At 45.7% G+C, this 20,275-nt stretch carries 16 protein-coding genes; 13 read left to right on the top strand and 3 right to left on the bottom strand.

All coding sequences use genetic code 11. From position 1 onward, the window contains the following. Nucleotides 1–96: 96 nt before the first annotated feature. The gene (locus BFC18_RS11450) at nt 97–1,047 is read right to left on the bottom strand and encodes a chemotaxis protein CheV (protein ID WP_070125684.1); all 951 of its coding nucleotides are present in this window, start codon (nt 1,045–1,047) and stop codon (nt 97–99) included. Nucleotides 1,048–1,309: 262 nt separating this feature from the next. On the opposite strand from BFC18_RS11450, the gene BFC18_RS11445 reads away from it, so the two are divergent. The 4 genes from BFC18_RS11445 to BFC18_RS11430 all read left to right on the top strand — a co-directional run bounded on the left by BFC18_RS11445 (nt 1,310) and on the right by BFC18_RS11430 (nt 7,563). Continuing rightward, complete coding sequence (locus BFC18_RS11445; protein WP_070125683.1) at nt 1,310–2,905, top strand: isocitrate lyase; 1,596 nt, start codon at nt 1,310–1,312, stop codon at nt 2,903–2,905. A gap of 247 nt (nt 2,906–3,152) precedes the next feature. Next, the gene (locus tag BFC18_RS11440; RefSeq protein ID WP_070125682.1) at nt 3,153–4,100 is read left to right on the top strand and encodes a LysR family transcriptional regulator; all 948 of its coding nucleotides are present in this window, start codon (nt 3,153–3,155) and stop codon (nt 4,098–4,100) included. Between the two features lie 109 nt (nt 4,101–4,209). Further along, on the top strand, nt 4,210–6,381 hold the full coding sequence (locus tag BFC18_RS11435) for a malate synthase G (protein WP_070125681.1): 2,172 nt from the start codon (nt 4,210–4,212) through the stop codon (nt 6,379–6,381). 315 nt (nt 6,382–6,696) lie between these two features. Continuing rightward, on the top strand, nt 6,697–7,563 hold the full coding sequence (locus BFC18_RS11430; protein ID WP_070125680.1) for a PEP-CTERM/exosortase system-associated acyltransferase: 867 nt from the start codon (nt 6,697–6,699) through the stop codon (nt 7,561–7,563). Nucleotides 7,564–7,585: 22 nt separating this feature from the next. On the opposite strand, the gene BFC18_RS11425 is transcribed toward BFC18_RS11430, so the two are convergent. Next, nucleotides 7,586–8,602 carry an NAD-dependent epimerase gene (locus BFC18_RS11425; protein ID WP_070125679.1) on the bottom strand — a complete coding sequence of 339 codons (1,017 nt, stop codon included), beginning with the start codon at nt 8,600–8,602 and terminating at the stop codon, nt 7,586–7,588. A gap of 123 nt (nt 8,603–8,725) precedes the next feature. Then, nucleotides 8,726–9,490, bottom strand: a complete 765-nt coding sequence (locus BFC18_RS11420) for a S1 family peptidase (RefSeq protein WP_139139003.1) — start codon at nt 9,488–9,490, stop codon at nt 8,726–8,728. A gap of 121 nt (nt 9,491–9,611) precedes the next feature. Here BFC18_RS11420 and BFC18_RS11415 point away from each other — a divergent pair, with 121 nt between their 5' ends. The 9 genes from BFC18_RS11415 (at nt 9,612) to BFC18_RS11375 (ending at nt 20,245) form a co-directional block, all read left to right on the top strand. Beyond that, on the top strand, nt 9,612–10,472 hold the full coding sequence (locus BFC18_RS11415) for a ThiF family adenylyltransferase (RefSeq protein ID WP_070125677.1): 861 nt from the start codon (nt 9,612–9,614) through the stop codon (nt 10,470–10,472). A 154-nt stretch (nt 10,473–10,626) separates the two neighbouring features. After that, a complete protein-coding gene (gene pepA / locus BFC18_RS11410; RefSeq protein ID WP_070125676.1) occupies nt 10,627–11,382 on the top strand; it encodes a flocculation-associated PEP-CTERM protein PepA in 756 nt (251 codons plus the stop codon). 171 nt (nt 11,383–11,553) lie between these two features. Continuing rightward, nucleotides 11,554–14,160, top strand: coding sequence for a tetratricopeptide repeat protein (locus BFC18_RS11405; RefSeq protein WP_070125675.1), 2,607 nt, complete (start codon nt 11,554–11,556; stop codon nt 14,158–14,160). 68 nt (nt 14,161–14,228) lie between these two features. Beyond that, a complete protein-coding gene (locus BFC18_RS11400; protein WP_139139002.1) occupies nt 14,229–14,732 on the top strand; it encodes a serine O-acetyltransferase in 504 nt (167 codons plus the stop codon). Continuing rightward, a complete protein-coding gene (locus BFC18_RS11395; protein ID WP_070125674.1) occupies nt 14,729–15,916 on the top strand; it encodes a glycosyltransferase family 2 protein in 1,188 nt (395 codons plus the stop codon). Before BFC18_RS11400 ends, BFC18_RS11395 begins: the two co-directional genes overlap by 4 nt. Further along, entirely contained in the window at nt 15,916–17,091 is a 1,176-nt protein-coding gene (locus BFC18_RS11390; RefSeq protein ID WP_083273036.1) for a hypothetical protein, read from the top strand. Before BFC18_RS11395 ends, BFC18_RS11390 begins: the two co-directional genes overlap by 1 nt. 1 nt (nt 17,092) lies before the next feature. Beyond that, on the top strand, nt 17,093–18,076 hold the full coding sequence (locus BFC18_RS11385; protein WP_070125673.1) for a polysaccharide deacetylase family protein: 984 nt from the start codon (nt 17,093–17,095) through the stop codon (nt 18,074–18,076). 1 nt (nt 18,077) lies between these two features. Beyond that, nucleotides 18,078–19,130, top strand: coding sequence for a glycosyltransferase family 4 protein (locus tag BFC18_RS11380; protein WP_070125672.1), 1,053 nt, complete (start codon nt 18,078–18,080; stop codon nt 19,128–19,130). Next, complete coding sequence (locus tag BFC18_RS11375; RefSeq protein ID WP_070125671.1) at nt 19,127–20,245, top strand: glycosyltransferase; 1,119 nt, start codon at nt 19,127–19,129, stop codon at nt 20,243–20,245. The genes BFC18_RS11380 and BFC18_RS11375 overlap by 4 nt, the downstream gene beginning before the upstream one ends. The last annotated feature ends 30 nt before the right edge of the window (nt 20,246–20,275 follow it).

Below are 20,275 nucleotides of genomic sequence, written 5' to 3'. Positions count from 1 at the left end.
TAAAGTGTAAAACACATCTACAGCGCAACCAATGTGAATTCCGTGAGTCATCAAAAATTCACGAAAGACGATAAAATGAAGTTGGAAGTCGGGTATTTACGCGTTGCTCAGAATTTCGCGCATCCTTTGTTGCGCCACGTCCACTAACATATCTGGCTGGAATTTCGAAATAAAACGGTCGCATCCCACTTTTTCAACCATAGCTTCGTTAAAACTGCCACTTAAAGAGGTATTCAGTGCGACGAACAAGTCACTCATTCTGGGATCACCACGTACCTCAGCGGTTAGCCGATAGCCGTCCATTTCTGGCATCTCCGCATCGGTAAACATCAGCATAATTAACTCTGAGGGACGTTTGCCTTCATCTGCCCAGGATTTCAATAGTGCGAGCGCTTCTGCACCGTTAAAACACTCTAAACAAGACAGACCAATTTGTGCCAGAGTATCTTTAATTTGTTTTCTGGCTGTTGCGGAATCATCCACGACCAGCACTTGACGCCCTTTCATGGCTTCTACCACTTGCTGGTCAAGCACGCCCTGAGAAATTGAAATGTCGTAATCAATGATCTCAGCTAGCACTTTTTCCACATCAATGATTTCGACCAGTTCAGTTTTACCCTCAATTTCAATCTGACTGATGGCGGTAAGGTAGTTTGATTTACCAATCGTCTTAGGTGGCGGCTGAATGTTTTGCCAGGAAGTGTTCACGATGCTGAGTACGTCACCAATCAGGAACCCCTGAACCGAGCGATTGTATTCGGTAATAATCACATTTTTAGCGTGAGTTGAATCACCACCATTTTTCATACGAATGGCGCTACGCAAATCGATGACAGGAATAGAGGAACCACGATAATTGGTTACCCCGGTCAAATTTCCATGGGATCCGGGCATGACGTTCATCTTAGGAACGTTAATCACTTCCTTTACTTTAAACACATTCATAGCAAACGCTTGGCGGGAGCCAAGCCTGAACATAAGAAGTTCAAGGCGGTTTTCTCCTACCAGGTTGGTTCGCTGGTCGACACTATTAAGAATACTGCTCATGTTATCTCTCTTCATGCATTTCTAATCTAATAATAGGGCCTATCGCACAATATTTCTCCCTTTAAAAACCGCGGCCACTGAAACCAATAACGTCAACTTTCACAAGCACCTACATTTAACATTCATGAAACATATGATGAGAATGAAGATTATATATTTACGTTATTCTTACAACGGCACTAGGATGATTGTGAGCTAACGAGAGCGCAGTGCAGCGTAATCGCCTAAACAACATATTTGAGTTAATTCGGGAGAGACCTCTATGTCGCAATATCAGCAAGACATCGATACTATTGCTACGCTAAAAGCCGCGCAGAAAGGAAGCTGGGAAGGTATTAACCCAGAGTACGCCGCACGCATGAAAGCACAGAACCGTTTCAAAACTGGTCTGGACATTGCCAAGTACACTGCCGCTATCATGCGCAAAGATATGGAGGAGTATGATGCCGACAGTGCAAGCTACACGCAGTCTTTAGGTTGCTGGCACGGCTTCGTAGGTCAACAAAAAATGTTGGCTGTTAAGAAACATCACGGTACTACCAACAAAAGTTATCTGTACCTTTCTGGCTGGATGGTTGCAGCCCTGCGTTCTGAGTTCGGCCCACTGCCTGACCAGTCTATGCACGAAAAAACCACCGTTCCTATGCTGATTGAAGAGCTATACACTTTCCTGCGTCAAGCTGATGCACGTGAACTGGGTGATCTGTTCAAGCAATTAGATGCAGCACAGGCAAACGGTGGCGATGTAGCGGCTATCCAAGCGCAAATCGACAATTTCGAAACGCACGTAGTACCAATCATTGCTGACATCGACGCCGGTTTCGGTAACGAAGAAGCCACTTACCTGTTAGCGAAGAAAATGATTGAAGCGGGTGCTTGCTGTATCCAGATTGAAAACCAGGTATCCGATGCTAAACAGTGTGGTCACCAGGACGGTAAAGTTACCGTTCCTCATGAAGACTTCCTGGCGAAAATCAACGCTGTTCGTTACGCATTCTTAGAGCTGGGCGTAGACGACGGTGTTATTGTTGCCCGTACTGACTCATTAGGCGCTGGTCTGACACAGAAAATCCCTGTGTCTACCGCACCTGGCGACCTGGCTTCTCAGTACAACGCATTTTTGGACACCACTGAAGTTTCCGGTGCAGATGACCTGTCTGATGGCGACCTGGTTATCAAGCAAGACGGCAAACTGGTTAAGCCTGTTCGTCTGCCTAATGGTCTGTTCAAATTCAAAGACGGCTCCGGCTTCGACCGCGTGGTACTTGACTGTATTACGTCTCTGCAACACGGTGCTGACCTGCTGTGGATTGAAACAGAGAAGCCTCACGTACGTCAGATTGGTGACATGGTTGACGCTATCCGTGAAGTTATCCCGAATGCGAAACTGGTTTACAACAACTCACCGTCTTTCAACTGGACACTGAACTTCCGTCAGCAAGTATTCGATGCATGGCAGGAAGAAGGCAAAGACGTATCTGCATACGACCGTGCGAAACTGATGTCTGCAGAATATGACGACAGCGAACTGGCTGCAGCTGCAGATGCGAAGATCCAGACCTTCCAGCGCGATGCGTCACGTGAAGCAGGTATCTTCCACCACCTGATCACGCTGCCTACTTACCACACTGCGGCACTGTCTACTGACAACCTGGCGCAAGGTTACTTCGGTGACGAAGGTATGCTGGCATACGTTAAAGGTGTTCAGCGTAAAGAAATTCGTCAGGGTCTGGCGTGCGTTAAGCACCAAGCCATGGCCGGCTCTGACTTGGGTGACACCCATAAAGAGTACTTCTCAGGTGAAGGCGCACTGAAAGCTTCAGGCGACGACAACACCATGAACCAGTTTGATGTGTAAGCACATAGGTTCCTAACCTCTGGCTCCTTCGGGAGCCTTTTTTATATTCACCGATTTTATTATTTTCTGGACTATAATTACGGCAATTTTAAATCCACAGCCTGGCTGATTGTTAACTTCGTACCAAAGTATCAGTGCTTAAGGCGAACATTGGGCAGAAAATCTCCGACCATTAGTCATCTGTTCAGTGAAACCGATTCGATTATAATAGTTAGACAGAATAATCCTGATATGGGGCATTAGAAGCATGAATATAGCCAAAGTTGATCTGAATCTTCTGGTTTATCTCGACGTGTTGCTTAGAGAAGGCAGTGTGACCCGGGCAGCAAATCAGCTGAGTATTACTCAGCCAGCCATGAGCAATGGTTTGAAGCGTCTACGGGATTTGTTTAAAGACCCGCTACTGGTTCGCACCAGCGAAGGGATGACGCCAACCAAGCGAGCGCTTGAGTTACAACCGGTTATCCGCGATGTGTTGAGTAAACTGGAAAGTTCTATTCAACCAGAAACGGATTTTGACCCGGCAACCAGCGCACGCACTTTTCGTATTATGACCAGTGATTATGCTGAAAGTACCTTGCTACTTGAACTCGTTGGTCGTCTCGGCAAACTGGCACCGAATATCACCCTCGATTTAATTACCCCCAGTGACGTTACTTTTCATGATGTGGAACAGGGCAAGGTTGACATGGCGATCAACCGTTTCGATGAACTTCCCCTGTCGTTCCACCAAAAGGTAATTTGGTATGACAGTTTTAGTTGCGTACTGGCTGCCTCGCATCCACTGGCGGATTTAAAATGGGATTTAGACAGCTACCTCAGTGCTCAACATATTTGGGTAAGCAAAACCGGTTTCGGTGTCGGCGTGGGTATCGACCCCAATGAGGTACAAAAACTGGGCTGGGTAGACGCCGAGCTCACGAAGCTGGGTAAGCAGCGGGCTATCCGGGTATTCACTCGCCATTACCATGCTGCATTACAAATAGCGAAAACACAAAACCTGGTGGCCACCCTACCCAGTAAAGCGGCACGTTTGTTTAAAGACGACCCCACCGTGATTGTGAAAGAGCCACCCTTCGACATTCCACCTATTGCATTGAAGATGGCCTGGAGCGCCCTACTCCATCACGATGCAGGTCACATTTGGCTACGCCGACTCATCGGTGATCTCGCAGCTGAAATGAGCAATATGTAATCAAAGAATGCCATAATTCATAAGGATTATGGCAATCATACAAACCATAAATTAAAAATACGCTCCAATACCCTCTACACTAACCATTCATTAAAGAGTAGAGGTCATTATGAAAGGTTACATTCAACACGGAAGACTTCAGGTTGCTGAAGTACTCAACACATTCATCAATGAACAGGCAATGCCAGGCACCGGCGTAGATAGCGCGGGATTCTGGACTGGTTTCGAATCTCTGCTTGTCGACCTCGTTCCAGTCAACCAAGCGTTACTTGATAAGCGCGACCACCTGCAAGTGTTAATCGACGAATATCACAAGGCAGGCAAGCCAGCGTTCGGTGACGACTACCTGCAATTTCTTCGCGATATTGAATATTTACAACCCGAACCTGCTGACGCCACGGCGACCACCACTAATGTAGATCCTGAAATTGCCACCATGGCGGGGCCTCAACTCGTTGTGCCGATTAATAACGCCCGGTATGCACTGAATGCAGCAAATGCACGCTGGGGCAGTCTTTATGATGCACTGTACGGCACAGATGTAATCAGTGACGACGGTGGCGCAGAAGCCGGCTCAGCCTATAACCCTGTTCGTGGTGACAAGGTTATCGCTAAAGCAAAATCGCTGCTCGATACAATGTTACCGCTTGAGAATGCCTCTCACACAGGTGTCACTGCATACACCATCAGCGAGGGCAAATTGGCGGTTACCTTAAAGGACAGTGAAACTACGTTACAATCAGCGGAACAATTCATCGGCTTCCAAGGTGAAGCCGCTGCCCCTACCGCCCTGCTGTTCAAACACAATGGCTTGCACTTTGAAATTCAGATCGATGCAGAAAGTCCTATTGGGCAAGCCGATCCGGCTGGCGTGAAGGACGTTATGGTTGAAGCTGCCCTCACAACCATCATGGATTGTGAAGACTCGGTTGCAGCCGTTGATGCCGAAGATAAAACCCTGGTGTACAGCAATTGGCTTGGCTTAATGAAAGGGGATTTATCACTGACCATGAGCAAGGGCGGCAAGAAAATTGTGCGTGCCATGCAGTCAGACCGGGAATACACCGCCGCCAATGGCATTGACACAGTAACTCTCTCTGGCCGTAGCTTGATGTTTGTTCGCAATGTAGGCCACCTGATGCGTAACGATGCCATTCTGCTGGATGGCGAACCGGTATTTGAAGGCATTATGGATGGTGTGATCACCTCTCTCATCGGCAAACACGACTTATTGGGGAACGGCAAGTTCAACAATAGCCGCACCGGCAGTATTTATATCGTTAAACCGAAAATGCACGGTCCGGAAGAAGTGGCATTCGCCAATACATTATTCGGCCGTGTGGAAGACATGCTCGGTTTGAAACGTGACACCTTGAAAATGGGTATTATGGATGAAGAACGTCGAACCAGCATCAATTTGAAAGCGTGTATTGGTGCAGCATCATCGCGAGTCGCGTTTATCAACACCGGTTTCCTCGACCGCACTGGCGACGAAATTCATACCTCAATGCAGGCGGGTCCATTTGCGGCTAAAGGCACACTGAAAACCATGCAGTGGATAACCGCATACGAAAAAGCAAACGTGCAAACGGGTTTAAAATGTCAGCTCTCCGGACGTGCGCAAATTGGTAAAGGGATGTGGCCCATTCCAGATCAGATGGCCAATATGATGGAAGCTAAAGTGGGACACCCCAAAGCAGGTGCCAATACGGCGTGGGTACCTTCCCCAACCGCAGCGACCTTGCACAGCCTGCATTATCATGAAGTTGATGTATTTGGCCTGCAGTCAAAGATGGGTGAACAGGATTATGACGGCATTGCCGACATCCTCACTATTCCACTGATGCCAGAAGGCGCATCTTTAACCAGCGAAGAAATCCAACGCGAAGTTGATAACAATGTGCAGGGTATTCTTGGTTATGTTGTACGTTGGGTTCATCAGGGTATCGGTTGTTCAAAAGTGCCAGACATTAATAATGTCGGTTTAATGGAAGACCGCGCGACACTGCGGATATCTTCTCAGCACCTCGCTAATTGGTTAGTTCATGGCATTATTACCGCTGAACAGGTAGATGAGTCATTGACGCGTATGGCGACACTGGTAGACGAGCAAAATCAGGGCGACGGTGAGTATATTCCGATGACCCCTGACCTGGCCTCTTCTATTGGCTTCAAAGCCGCCCGAGAGCTTATCTTTGATGGTGTTTCACAACCTAACGGGTACACCGAACCCCTTCTGCACCAACGTCGTAAAGATATGAAAGCATCTCTGAATTCATAATTTTATGATTTCATAAACAATACATTGGTGTACTGAAAAAGCCACATTTTGTGGCTTTTTTATTGGCGTTGAAACGCTATCACTGACACTAACCAGGGGGTTCACGTATAACCCTTCACACGCAATCGGCGTAGCAAATTACCTGCAGAAAGGCGGTAAATCCATCCAATTCAAAGGCGTATAAAGAAATTCTAATTATTGCCATAAATATCAGAATCTGTCCTATAGTATCAAGAGGGATATGTATTCACGCTGTGCCAGTTTGCAGCCTTAGTGTAAGGTTGCGGTACTAGAAGTAGGAAGTAAAAATCCTTTATGGCTAATCAATCGATATTTGACACAATCAACAAAAAGTTCCGCCGGACGCGTTTCGGAAAACTCGTGTCTGGCTATCAGCAATTACGTGAGGCGAATTATATATCGTCACACTTCAGCACTTACCTCGAACCGGTGCTTGCTGTCGACGATACGTTGCGTGAGTCCGTATACAAAATACGGCACAACGTGTATTGCGATGAATTAGCTTTCGAACCCGTCAAAGAGTCAGGTCTCGAAACGGACGAATTTGATGCCTATTCCCGCCATTGTTTAATTAGACATATTGGTTCAAATGAAATGGCAGGTACGGTAAGAGCAGTACGCCCGCTGGAAGCGCATCAGCAATTGCCAATTGAAAAATACTGCCTGTCATCCATTACCCGGGAAGATCTTAGTCCGGTACGATTTAAACGCCACGAAATTTGCGAGATATCGCGATTGGCTGTTCCCAAATATTTCCGCCGACGTCGCTCGGACGACTTTGACGGTTCTGCAGTGGGTGCAATCAACCCGGTTACCTACTCTGAGACCGAATTACGGTGCTTCCCTTTCATTGCTGTTGGCCTTTATTTTGCCGCAGCCGCGTCAGCACTGGAGTTTGGTGTAAAGCATGCGTATGTCATGATGGAGCCGCGTTTGGCGAGAAGTATGGGCTATGTTGGAATAAAGTTTCAGCAAATTGGGCCGGTAGTGAATTACCATGGGAAGCGGGCGCCATACTACATCAACCGACCGTTGCTTGAGGGAAGTTTGAAGCCAGGCTTTGCCGCGATGTTAGAGGAGATCAGACTTAACCTGCGACATCAAATTCCCAATATGCCGGAGGAAAAGGAAGACTATTTGCGGCAGTTCATTAAAGATTGAGTGCCGCAAAAAAATATCTTCGTTATACCTTATAGAAATCGCGATACCAGTCGACAAACTGGCCAATACCCGTAGCGATATCAGTTTTTGGACGGTACCCAGTATCTTTTACTAAGGCTTCCACGTCCGCAAAAGTGTCAGGCACATCGCCTTTCTGCATCGGTAGCATTTCTTTTTCTGCTTTCTTGCCCAGGGCGTTTTCCAGGGTTTCAATGTAAGTCAGCAAGTGCACCGGCGTTTGCGCCCCAATATTATACACCTTCCAAGGCGCTTTACTTGAACCTGGGTTAGGCTCCTCACCTGACCAGTTGTCATCGCCTTTAGCATTGTTGTCCAGCGTGGCAATCACGCCGGCTACAATGTCATCAATGTAAGTAAAATCACGACGGTGGTTACCGTAATTGAACACCTTGATCGGCTTGTCTTCTAAAATGGCTTTAGTAAACAAGAACAGCGCCATATCAGGGCGCCCCCATGGGCCGTATACGGTGAAGAATCGCAGTCCGGTCGTTGGCAACCCGTACAAATGGCTGTAGGTATGCGCCATCAACTCGTTAGCTTTTTTGCTCGCCGCATAGAGTGATACTGGGTGATCGACATTGTCTTCTACTGCGAAGGGCATACTTTCGTTAGCGCCGTACACCGAACTAGATGACGCATACACTAAGTGTTTCACATCGTTATGACGGCACCCTTCAAGTATGTTCATGAAACCCACAATGTTCGCGTCTATATAAGCGTGAGGGTTTTCCAACGAATAACGCACCCCTGCTTGCGCCGCTAGATGCACCACTTTGTCAAACTTTTGCTCTGCAAATAGTGCTTCCATGGCCGGACGATCTTCGACGCCCATCTTTATGAAAGTAAATTTTTCTGCGCCAGGCAAAGATGTAATACGTTGCAGACGTGCCTCTTTCAACGACACATCGTAATAATCATTTAGATTATCAATGCCGACAACCTCATCCCCACGTTCAATCAGAAAAGCTGAAACATACGAACCAATGAAGCCGGCCGCCCCTGTCACTAACACTTTCATATCGTGCTCCCTAGATAAATGCTACGTGTTGAGCAAGATACTCAATCAATTTTAAAATAATACTGGAAAACCAGACTGTAAGATCGAAAGCAAAATCAACGCCGATTTTAAACCTGATTTCTTTTACAACGAAATGCCATGCTTTCTTGCTAGCGCATAAACATGCTCTACAGGAATAGCGTAAGTGATACCGCTTGGCGCAGTGATTGCTGACTCTTTGGTTTCTTTAATAAAAACTTTATTAATAACAGCAAATACTTCTCCGGTTTCCGCATTATAAACTGGGCTGCCGCTATTGCCAGGATAAGCTGTAATATCAAGCTGATACACCATAAATGGATTGCGCAAACTGGCCAGATAAGCCTCAGATAACTGGGTGCTATTTGCGGCAGAAATGACATTGGGGGAGTAAGCCGCGACGATACCTCGGTGCGTAGCTGGGTACAATCCAAGCACAGCACCGATGGGAAATCCTGTCATCGCCACGTCCGCTCCATCATCCAGGTTTTCTGTCTCTGATAGCAGACGCACGGCCGGCAATGGCTTCGTCAGTTCTAGAATAGATAAATCGTGTTCCTCATCAGTGAACACCTGTTTAACTTTCGCAATACCTGTTTGCCTGCCTTTGGGCACAAATACCACTTCATTGAACTTTATATTTTCTTCCTGAGGCACCGCTAAAATGACATGAGAATTGGTCACTACATAGCGGCCATCTCCTATCACAAAACCCGTTCCTTTGAGTTGGTGACTTATTGTGGCCATGGGCGCATAGAAGCCTACCCCAACCACGGACGGTTTAATTTTTTTTACTACATCTTTAAGTGGTTCGGCGGTAACGCTGTTTATTCCAACAATCAGCAATACTAAAATTCGAAAGTACTTCACCTCGGCATCCCTATTCTTTATTCCAGCGAATTTTAACGTGGTAACATTTTATATGTCATGATATTAACTTACCCTATAAAGGTTAAGCTAAACTGAAGCATTCAGAATAACTGAGTAACGTATGGATTTTAACTATGATGTAGCGTTTTCCCGGAACATTGGTTGGGTAACGCATGAAGAACAAGCCTCGTTGCGCAATAAGCGGGTTGCAATAGCCGGTTGCGGCGGTGTGGGCGGACTACACAGTATTACCCTTGCTAGACTGGGTGTCGGAAATCTTAACATATCCGATTTTGACCAGTTCGATATTCACAATATTAACCGCCAATCAGGCGCCTTTGTATCGACAAAAGATCAGGATAAAATCAGTGTGATGACTACCATGCTGAAGGATATTAATCCAGAGCTTCGTATTAATGAGTACCCTCAAGGCATTGATGAATCCAATGTCGACGACTTCCTCGACGGTGTAGACCTTTATATAGACAGTCTCGACTTTTTTGCACTGGCAGCCAGAAAACTGGTTTTCCGACGTTGCTATGAAAAGAACATCCCTGTAGTTACTGCTGCGCCACTAGGCATGGGCGCCGCCCTGCTCTGTTTTATGCCCGGTCAAATGACTTACGAAGAGTACTTCCGGTTTGAAGATAAAAAAACCGAAGAAGGCCAATTAATTCAGTTTCTTATTGGTTTGTCCCCCGCCATGCTTCAACGAGACTACCTGGTAGACGCAACCGCCGTTGATTTTCATGCGCGCAAAGGCCCGTCCACCGCCATGGCCGTTAGCCTGTGTGCGGGTATCGCAGAAACAACAGCACTGAAGATCTTGTTAGGCCGCGGAAAGGTACTTTCTGCTCCCCATGGCTTACATTTCGATGCCTATAAGAATAAACTAAGTAGAACTTGGTGCCCGTTTGGTAACCGCGGCATTATTCAGCGACTAAAGTTTAAGATTGCAGAGCGCGTCGTCACCGAGAAATAGCGAAAAATACTGTCAGGGATTTTTACAACGCGCTTTTCCACACTTCACCCAAAAACACAAAACCCTTTAAAAACAATGATTAAAAAAGTTGGCATCATAACTGCTACCATCTTAGCGAGGCTGATAGCCGAACGAATTTAATATGGAGATGGTCATGAAATTTAATAAAATTGTAAAATCTTTAGCTCTGACAGCTGGTTTGGTTGCTGGTTTTTCTGCTAACGCGCAAACTCCAGAGTATCTGGATTTCTCTATCGATGAGACAGACTACAACGGTACAGTTAAGACTGGTGATAAATTCAACGGTGGTTACGTTGAAGAACTGATTTTTGACGGCCAAGGCGGTTTCACTACTGGCGCAATGGCTTACCTGACTGCACTGTTCCAAAATAACGGTTCAATGCCAGTTTTCGGTACTGAACTTGCTGACTCTTACAGCCTGTACGCAGTTCTGACTGCATCTGGTACTACTTCTACCAATGCAACTGACTTCACTGCGACGCAAGCACAGTTCAGCCTGTACATCGACGTTAACCTGGATACTGGCGTAGACAGCTTGATCGACGGTACTACTACTAACAACGGCGACGACATCCTGATTGGTTCTGCGTCTGCAGTGACTAATGCCTACGGTCAGTATGCAAACGGTACTGGTAACTTCAACTTCGATTTCACTGATTTCGTGTTGACTACTGAAGGTGAAGAATACTTCGTAGACCCAATTCCGTTCTACTCACTGTTAACTGTAAATGGTGACTTCGATACGCTGGCTAACCTGCCTTCAGTAACTGGTGACTTGTCTGCTGGTTTCGTTGCAGCTCCTGTAAGCGTTCCAGAGCCATCAACTGTTGCAGTACTTGCTCTGGGCCTGGTTGGTCTGGGTATGAGTGCTCGTCGTAAGAACAAATAAGCGTTTTAACGCTTAGCGAAAAAAGGCGACCTTGTGTCGCCTTTTTTTACATCTACTCTCCCGCCTGCAATAGACCGTTCCCTTCATACTTTCCCTCAAGGTTTCATACTTTCCTTTTGATAGGAGAACGATTAAAGTAACCACTCATTTTAAGAAGGACACGCTGTATATATGGGTATAAAAAGAATAACGAAAGCGCTCACTTTTGTTGCTTCAACGATGTGGGTTGCCGCTTGCTCTCAGATGACCACAGATGAACTTTTAAATGAAGCGCAAACAGCGCTCAGCGAAGATGATTACAAACAAGCAATCATTCATTTAAAAGCAGCCGTCCAGCAATCTCCACAAGACATTAGACCAAGAATTGAGCTTGCCCGAATCTATTTTGAAGTAGGCGATATGGTCAGTTCTATCACCACGTTTGACAAAGTCTTAACCCAGCGCGGTGATATCAACGACTTTGCCGAAGAATACTTTCTCGCACTGTACTCTATGGCAGACCTTGATGTTTTCGAAGTCACCTTTGAAGAATTCAAAAGCAGCCTGAATGATGAGAACACCGTTAAGGTTGAGACCATTGCTGCCGTAATTTCAGGCCGTTCAAAATCCATTGATTCCACTAATGAACACTTACAAGCCGCGAGAGCTGCCGTCGCTAAAATCAATGCGCCTTCACAAAGCGAACGCATTGATGACGTGGAATTTATCATCAATCAGTTTTTGATTAACGAGAACGTAGACAACATTCAGGCCACTGATGCCCTGGTACAAAAGTACCCGGAGGATTGGTTAATTCGCTCTTTAATAGCAGAGATCCTTCAGGCAGCGGGAGATTTTACTGCTGCCGCTGATAACTACAAAGCGCTGTTAAAACTGAAACCCTATTTCGCACAACTCAATCTTAAAATTGGTGAAGCACTGTTAAAAGCGAAAGCGTTCCCTGAGGCCGAGAAGTACATCGACAATGTGCTTCAGATCGTACCAAACCACCCGTTGGCCAATCAGCTTAAATCCATCGCCGCTTTATCAAGACAAGACTTTGAGAGTGCGGCTAGATATATCGACGCAGTTATTGCACAAAATTTCATTTCAACTACGACAATTTATGTGGCGGGTATTTCCCACTTCCAGATTGGAAACTACGAACAGGCGCTTTCTTATTTAGAGAAACTGGTTGATAAATTTCCACCTAATCACCCTGGCCTACAAATGTACATCGCCGCCAAGCTCTCTGCTGGCGATTACATGGATGCTTATACCTTATATGAAAGACAACCGTCGCTGATTGCCAGTAATACCCGCTTGGCAGCAAAAGCCGCTTCCGCGCTTTTGTTAACCGGTGAAAATGCACAAGCCGCTAAAATTCTAAAGAATATTAAAGCTGACGATTTTGAAACCCCTGAACAACGCCAGCAACTCGGTATCATGAAACTGGGTGTGGGTGACACCGACGGTTCAGAGCTGCTTAAATCAGCCTCTGAAGAAATTGTTGCGGGTGCAGCTAGCGGCAATAGTTTTCAATCTAAGCTGATGCTTGTAGCGATGAAAGCATCGGAAGGTGACATCGATAATACCCGTGCGATCATCCAAGACTGGATAGAAGCCGAGCCAGACAATATTGAAAATTTACTTATTTTAGTTAAATTTGAAAAACTAATTGGTAACCGCGCAGCACTGGCATCGATTTATAGCAAAATCCAAGCAATCTCTCCGTCAAACCTCGAAGCAACAAAGTTTTTTGCAGACCGGGCGATGGCAGAGGGTAATGTAGAGGAAGCGCTGGACGGTTATAAAAAGGTATTAACGGACTCGCCTAACGACCATGCAGCACTTTATGGTGCATACACGGCATCCGGTGCTGTATCAGGCACGAAAAGTGGCTACAGAAGTCTGGATTCGTTGCTCGCTGGCAATGCATCAACCACCGCATTTACAAAACTGTACGCGGCTTACCTGCAGCAAGATTATAAAGAAGTCGTAAACCAGGCCCGCTCGTCTGTATTTAATTATCAGACCCAGCCTCAAGTTGATTATTTATTAGCGAAATCGCTCATGGCACTTAAACAGCCGTTAGCGGCGTTAGATACTTTACGAAATGCCATAAAATCTAATTTTGTCACTATTCCGGTTTATGAAGCGTTTTTCGAAGCAACCATGATGGCAGATGGCGACCGCGCAGCGATTCGCGCCATGAACAATGCGCCTGAGAAAATAAAAACCGACCCTCAAATCCTGCTATTGCGCAGCCATATTTTGGTAAACCAAAAAGCTTACACAGAAGCCAAACAAGTGCTGGCTTCTTTACCGGCCTCTGTAGCCAATTCACCAACGGCGCAAGAGATAGCCGGGCGAATCAGCTCAGCTGAGCAGAATTACGACGAAGCTATTCCTGCGCTCACGGCAGCGTTTAAGAATATGCGTACAACCAAATCAGCACAACTGTTATACAAAGCACTGGTTGAAACCGGCGAACCGGAAAAGGGATTGGCCGTGTTAGAAGAACTTGCCAATGAAACCCGTGGCTACGATGACGCAGATTTACTTTACGTGAGTGAGCTTTCCCATTTCCATCCTAAGAAGGCTATCGCGTTTTATGAAGGTTTGCTTGGCGAACAAACGAGAAACTGGAAAGCAATGAATAATATCGCGCTGTTACTGTTGCAAGACAAACAGCCCGATAAAGCTTACAAGTGGATTTCTCAAGCGTTGAATATCCGTCCTGGTAATCAAACATTATCAAATACAAAAAGTCTGATTGAAGACGAACTGAAAAGTTAGATTTAACGTAAACAGCCGCGGGCACACTCTTGTGCTCGCAGTTAGCGAAAATATGGAAGTACAAGTTAGTGTTAAACATTTTCAAGAGCGACCTCAAATACAAACAAGCTATCTTTGCCGACGATGGTGCTCACCTCTCACTACTCAGACTTTTATTGACTGACGGAACAAGTGCGACATTTTTGTTCCGCTTATCTCATCTGTGCAGCCGAGGATTCCTCAGTCCACTCGGACTCATTTTTCAAATTTTGAATAAATGGTTCAACGGTTGTGTTATTGGTGTGAAAGCCCAGTTCGGTAAAGGTTTGGTGATCATGCACCCTGTGGGTGTGGTGATTAACAGCAAGGTCGTAACCGGTGAGCGTGTGGTTATTGAAAGCGGCGTGGTTATTGGCGATGAAAAAGGACTGTCACCCACTATCGGTAATGATGTATTTATTGGCACTGGGGCTAAAATAATCGGTGGGGTGACCATCGGCGACAACGTAAAAATTGGCGCCAATGCGGTAGTAGTGAAAGATATACCTTCTAACTGCACTGCATTAGGCATACCAGCGAAGCCTAAACAATGACTACTATTCTCACAACCGTCTTCTGGCTAAGTGTTGGTGCAATCCTTTACACCTATACTGTGTATCCAGTTCTGCTCATTCTATTAAGTAGCTTGAAACAGGCAATCAAAGACACGAAGTTCGTACTGAGTAAACAGGGGCGCCGTAAACGCGAAAGCGAGCTCCCTGAGGTCACGGTGGTAATTGCTGCCTATAACGAAGAAAAGTGTATAAAAGCGCGGGTTGAAAACTTACTCGCGCTAAATTATCCCGCTGAAAAGTTGCGCATTCTCATTGGATCTGACGGCAGCACAGATAAGACCAATGCGCTATTAAGCGAATTTACTGACCCACGTTTTGAAGCCGTTTTATTTGAACAAAACCGCGGCAAGATTAACGTACTTAACGATTTGCTAAACCAGGTAAAAACCCCCATCACTGTTTTTTCCGATGCAAATACGTTTTTCCAGCCAGATGCAATTAACAAGTTGGTCGCTGATTTCCGTGAACCCGAAATAGGCGGCGTATGCGGCGAACTAGAGCTTGTCGACGCATTTTCTGGTAACAATAAAGACAGCCTCTACTGGAAGTATGAGCAGGTGCTTAAGTTCCATGAATCTCGCATTAACGCAATGCTCGGGGCGAACGGTGCCATTTATGCTATTCGTACTGAACTTTATGAACCCTTACCAGAGAACACCATCATTGATGATTTCTGTGTGTTTATGGGGGTAGCGCGGCAAGGATACCGGTTAACGTATAACCCGGAAGCTCGGGCCATTGAAGAAATAGCCCCTAACCTTAGCGAAGAAGCGAGCCGTAGAGTGAGAATTGGTGCCGGCAACTACCAGGCGATGAGTCGTCTTGGCTGGGTACTTAGCCCGATGGCAGGTACCCGTTGCTTTGCCTACATTAGCCATAAGATTGTGCGCTGGTTTGTGCCTCACTTCATGCTTTTGGCATTAGTAACCAATATTATGCTTGCTTTTGGCAGCCCAATTTACAGTGTTCTGATGTGCGGTCATGCCCTCTTCTATCTGGTGTATTTTTATGGTTTAAATATGTCTGAAAGCAAAAAGGGAAAACTCGCTGCCATTATTAAACTTGTCACATTTTTTGTCTCTATGAACGTTTCCCTCGGACAGGGATTCATTCGCTTTTTAACATCAAAGCAGTCTGCAACCTGGAAAAGAACGGCCCGCTAATGACTTTTTATATTCTTCTTACCTTCGTGTTTCTTTTACTGCTCGCTGTGTCCTTTGCAGTCGTGCTTATTTATAAAAAAGACATGCATCCTTGGATCCTCGGGTATTGGAGAAAAGCTTTTTTTTCCAGTAAGCCTCAAACATCCGGCACCACGCATGTCATGTTCTGTTTTGTCGATCACTACGAACCTCAGTGGTTAAATAAAGACAATATTGAGCTTGAGAGAGAGCGTGTTGATCGTTGGTTTAATGACTACCCCAAAATGGCGGAAAAATTCACTGATGCCGACGGCTGTCACCCTAAACATTCGTTTTTCTTCCCTGAAGAAGAATACCGCGAAGAACACTTGAACAAGCTGTCAGATTTATGTGCCAGAGGATTTGGTGAAATAGAGATACACCTTCACCACGAAAACGACACCAGTGATAATCTGCGTATGGTTTTGAGCAATTTTGCACAGACACTGCATGAAAAACACGGCGCGCTGGCGACCGATCCTGTAACAGGAAAGCCTGTTTACGCATTTATTCACGGTAACTGGGCTCTTGATAACTCTCATCCCAAAGGCCATTGGTGTGGCGTGAATGACGAGCTCATTGTGTTGAAAGAAACTGGCTGTTATGTCGATATGACATTCCCCTCACCAGACTCAACACAGCCGTCACTGACTAACTGTTTCTATTACGCCAAAGATGACCCAAACAAGCCCAAGTCCTATAATACCGGCAAACTTATGTATAAAAACGGCAGTGCAAGCGGTGACATGCTCATTATGCAAGGCCCTATGGGCTTCAACCGTGAAGCCTTCAAATTTGGTATTCTGCCGAAGATAGAACGCGCGGATATTCGCGATAACATGCGCCCTTCACCGGCACGTATTGATAACTGGGTAGATAAACACATTCACGTTGAAGGGCAGCCAAACTGGATTTTCATTAAAATTCATACCCACGGCGCTCAAGATGTCGATATGCCTGCACTACTCGGCGAGCCTATCGAAGCCATGCACCGTCATTTAAATGAAAAGTATAATGATGGTGAGCAATACAAATTACATTATGTAAGTGCAAGGGAAATGTACAACATCGCCAAAGCAGCCGAAGCCGGTGAGCAAGGCGAACCTAACGATTACCGCGATTTTATTTTGAAAAAGCCAGCATTTAAAAGGATGTAATGTGCTAGCCAAAAGGATACAGTCAAAAGTTGAGTCATTATTGGGCGTTTCCGACTTTCGTTGGAAACACTTGCCCAATGGTGTTTATGTACTCAATCTGCACCGGATAGGTGATGTTGCCAGCAGTAAACTGGATCCGAATGTTTATTCCTGCTCTGCAGAAAAACTTCAACAACACCTCACTTACCTCAAACAGTACTTTGATATTATTAGTCTGAGTGAGCTCATTGATTTAGTCAGCAACACATCTCGGGCTGATGGAAAGTATCTCGTTGTGACTTTTGACGATGGTTACCGGGACAATTTTGAATTGGCCTACCCAATTCTCAAGTCATTGAAAATCCCAGCGGTGTTCTTTATTGCTACGGGTCTTATAGAAAATGCAGAGCTTCCCTGGTGGGACAAGGTCGCTTATTTAATTCAGCGTTCCCATATTAAGAAGATAAAACTCCCCTACTGGAAAGAAACCGTAGAATTAACCGGTAACCGACAAATTTTTGTACGCTTAATACTCAATCAAATTAAGCAGTCTACGTCACCAATTTGCCAACAAATTACCGATATTGAGAACTTTGTAGGCAAGCCCACTGCTTACCCAAATTCAGAGTTTATGACATGGGAGCACATTCGCGAATTGAGTGCGAATGGTATGGATATTGGCGCACATTCGCATAGCCACGATATTCTCGCCAAATTGGATGATGAACAGATGCTTTTTGAGCTCAGCCATTCTAAGTCGATTTTGGAAGAGAAGCTTGGTAAGAAAGTGCGCGCTTTTAGTTATCCGGTTGGAAGTAAAAACACTTACAATGACAGTGTCATTGAAGCACTTATAAATAATGGCTACGAAATTGCCTTTAATTTTCATCCTGGCGTAAATGTGAATTTATCGAAGAACCGATATGACCTCTGTCGGTTCACCATCGAATACATGATGGATGACACAGCCCTTAAGAAAATGCTCACCTACGCCAAACGGATATAGAATGAAGACTCAAAAAATACTGCACTGTGTGAGCAGCTTTCAGGTTGGGGGTGCAGAAAAATGTGCTGTAAACCTGCTGACTTACCAACATGAGCAAGGTAATAAAGTGGCAGCTCTGAGTTATGGGCATGCAAATGATCCTTTTCAAGCTATTGTAGAAAAGCGTGGGATCAGAGTAATTAACAATACGCAAAGTGTGCTTAAGCGCCTGGCAAAAGCCAAGCGCCTCATCCGCGACTTCGACATCATTCATATCCATTCCCCTGCAGTGATACGGGCATTCATGCCCATTTTCCCATTCTTGCTGGATAAAAAGGTCATCTATACCCATCACGGTGAAGATTCTCCTTCTCAAAGAGGCATGCGTCTAAGTCACTGGATAGCCGCACTTTATATCGATCAGGACTTTGCAGTATCAGAAAAAGTGAAAGCCAGTGTGAAAGCACGCTATAACTGGTCTCCTGAAAATACTGCAGTGATCCAAAATGGTGTTATAGCAAGCTCAGCCTTACCGCAATCGCCATCTCGACCCTTCCGCTTTGGGTGTGTTGCCAGAATGGTCCCCCTTAAACAAATTGATAAAGTTGTTCATGCCTTTGCTGCATTGAACAATGAAAATGCATGTGAATTGCATCTTTTTGGTGATGGACCAGAAAGAGAAAATGTTGAGCGGGCGATTGCGCAGCACCAGTTACATAACCGGGTATTTACACACGGCAATGTGTTGGATGAAGACGAGATTTACAAGTACCTTGATTGCCTGGTTATAAATTCAACCACAGAAGGCTTGCCAATGGCGCTCATTGAAGCCCTTGCCAGAGGAATACCGGCCATATCTACCCGAGTGGGTGAAATACCCAACCTCGATCAACAACAGCACTTTTGTCTGTTTGTCGATGATACCCAGGCATCGCTCACGGCAGCGATGAATGAAATAGCAACCAATGAAATTCAATGGCAAGAACTCTCAGCCAATGGTTTGGCGCTAGTGAAATCTTCTTTTGACATTAGTCAGGTCTCTGACATTTATCTAAAAGCCGTCAATGCATTATGAAGCGCAGTGCAATTACCTATTTTACCAACTTGTATCCTTCACCCTGGGAGCCAACCAGAGCGGCATACAACTATCAAATAGTAGAGGCTTTACGCGATTTTGCAGACGTAGATGTGCTGGTTCCTGTTCCTGCCCATATTTATTTTAAGCAACTGCTAAAAGGCAAGCTAAAGCAAAGCCGTGCCTGCTTTTTCCCATTTCTTTTTCTGCCAGGTTTTGGGCGTCGCACCTATTCGCTGACCTTGCTGATTTCAATGCTTTGTTGCATTTTTCCTTTCATTAAACTTGCCCGTTCAGAGAAGATCGTTGCCAGTTGGGCGTTTCCTGAAGGTGTGGTCGCCACTTGGTTTAAGCGTATTTATGGCAACCGCGTGGTGATTCACTGCGTTGGCACTGATATCAACCTCCATTTCCAACAAAACGGTAGACAATCGCAGATGCTCAATGCTTTTCAATGCGCAGATGCAGTCATCACCGTAAGCAAAGACTTGGCTAATAAAATCTCTCAGAAAGCCACCTCTCCCCTTCCGCTCTCGACAGTGTACAACGGCGTGAGTTTTGATGCTTTTTCAGCACCCCCCGTTGCACAGCACACACCGCGTTTGTTGTTTATAGGTAATTGGCTGCGAACCAAGGGGGTATTTGAACTCATAGACGGAATGGCGCTGCTGCAAGAGAACGGCATTCAGGTGACATTAGATATCGTCGGTAAAGGCCCCGAAGAACAAGCCATGGCAGAACGGATCGCCCAATTAAACCTTGGTGATCGAATAACGCTTCGCGGCCCTGTTATGCACAAAGATATTCCCGGCGTGCTGATGAATGCGACTGCACTCATATTGCCAAGTTATCGCGAGGGAGTACCAAATGTGATTATGGAAGCACTCGCTGCCGGCATCCCACCGATAGCAACGGCCGTGGGTGGCATTCCGGAAATCATTACCGATGGCGTCAACGGGATATTAATCCATGAGCTAACGGCTTTATCCGTTGCCAATAGTGTTGAAGCTGCACTGAATAATGCCTGGGACCCAGACGCATTAAGACACTCTGTGGCCACCTATACCTGGGAAAACTGTGCGAGAGGCTTTTTGAACGCGTTTGGCGATGAGTAGCAATGTTTGATTAAGATTAGTTTCCACTCA

The organism is Alteromonas confluentis, from assembly GCF_001757105.1.
GTDB lineage: Bacteria > Pseudomonadota > Gammaproteobacteria > Enterobacterales > Alteromonadaceae > Alteromonas > Alteromonas confluentis.
The sequence above is the reverse complement of the archived record's forward strand: the minus strand, read 5'-3'. Positions and strand labels throughout refer to the sequence as shown.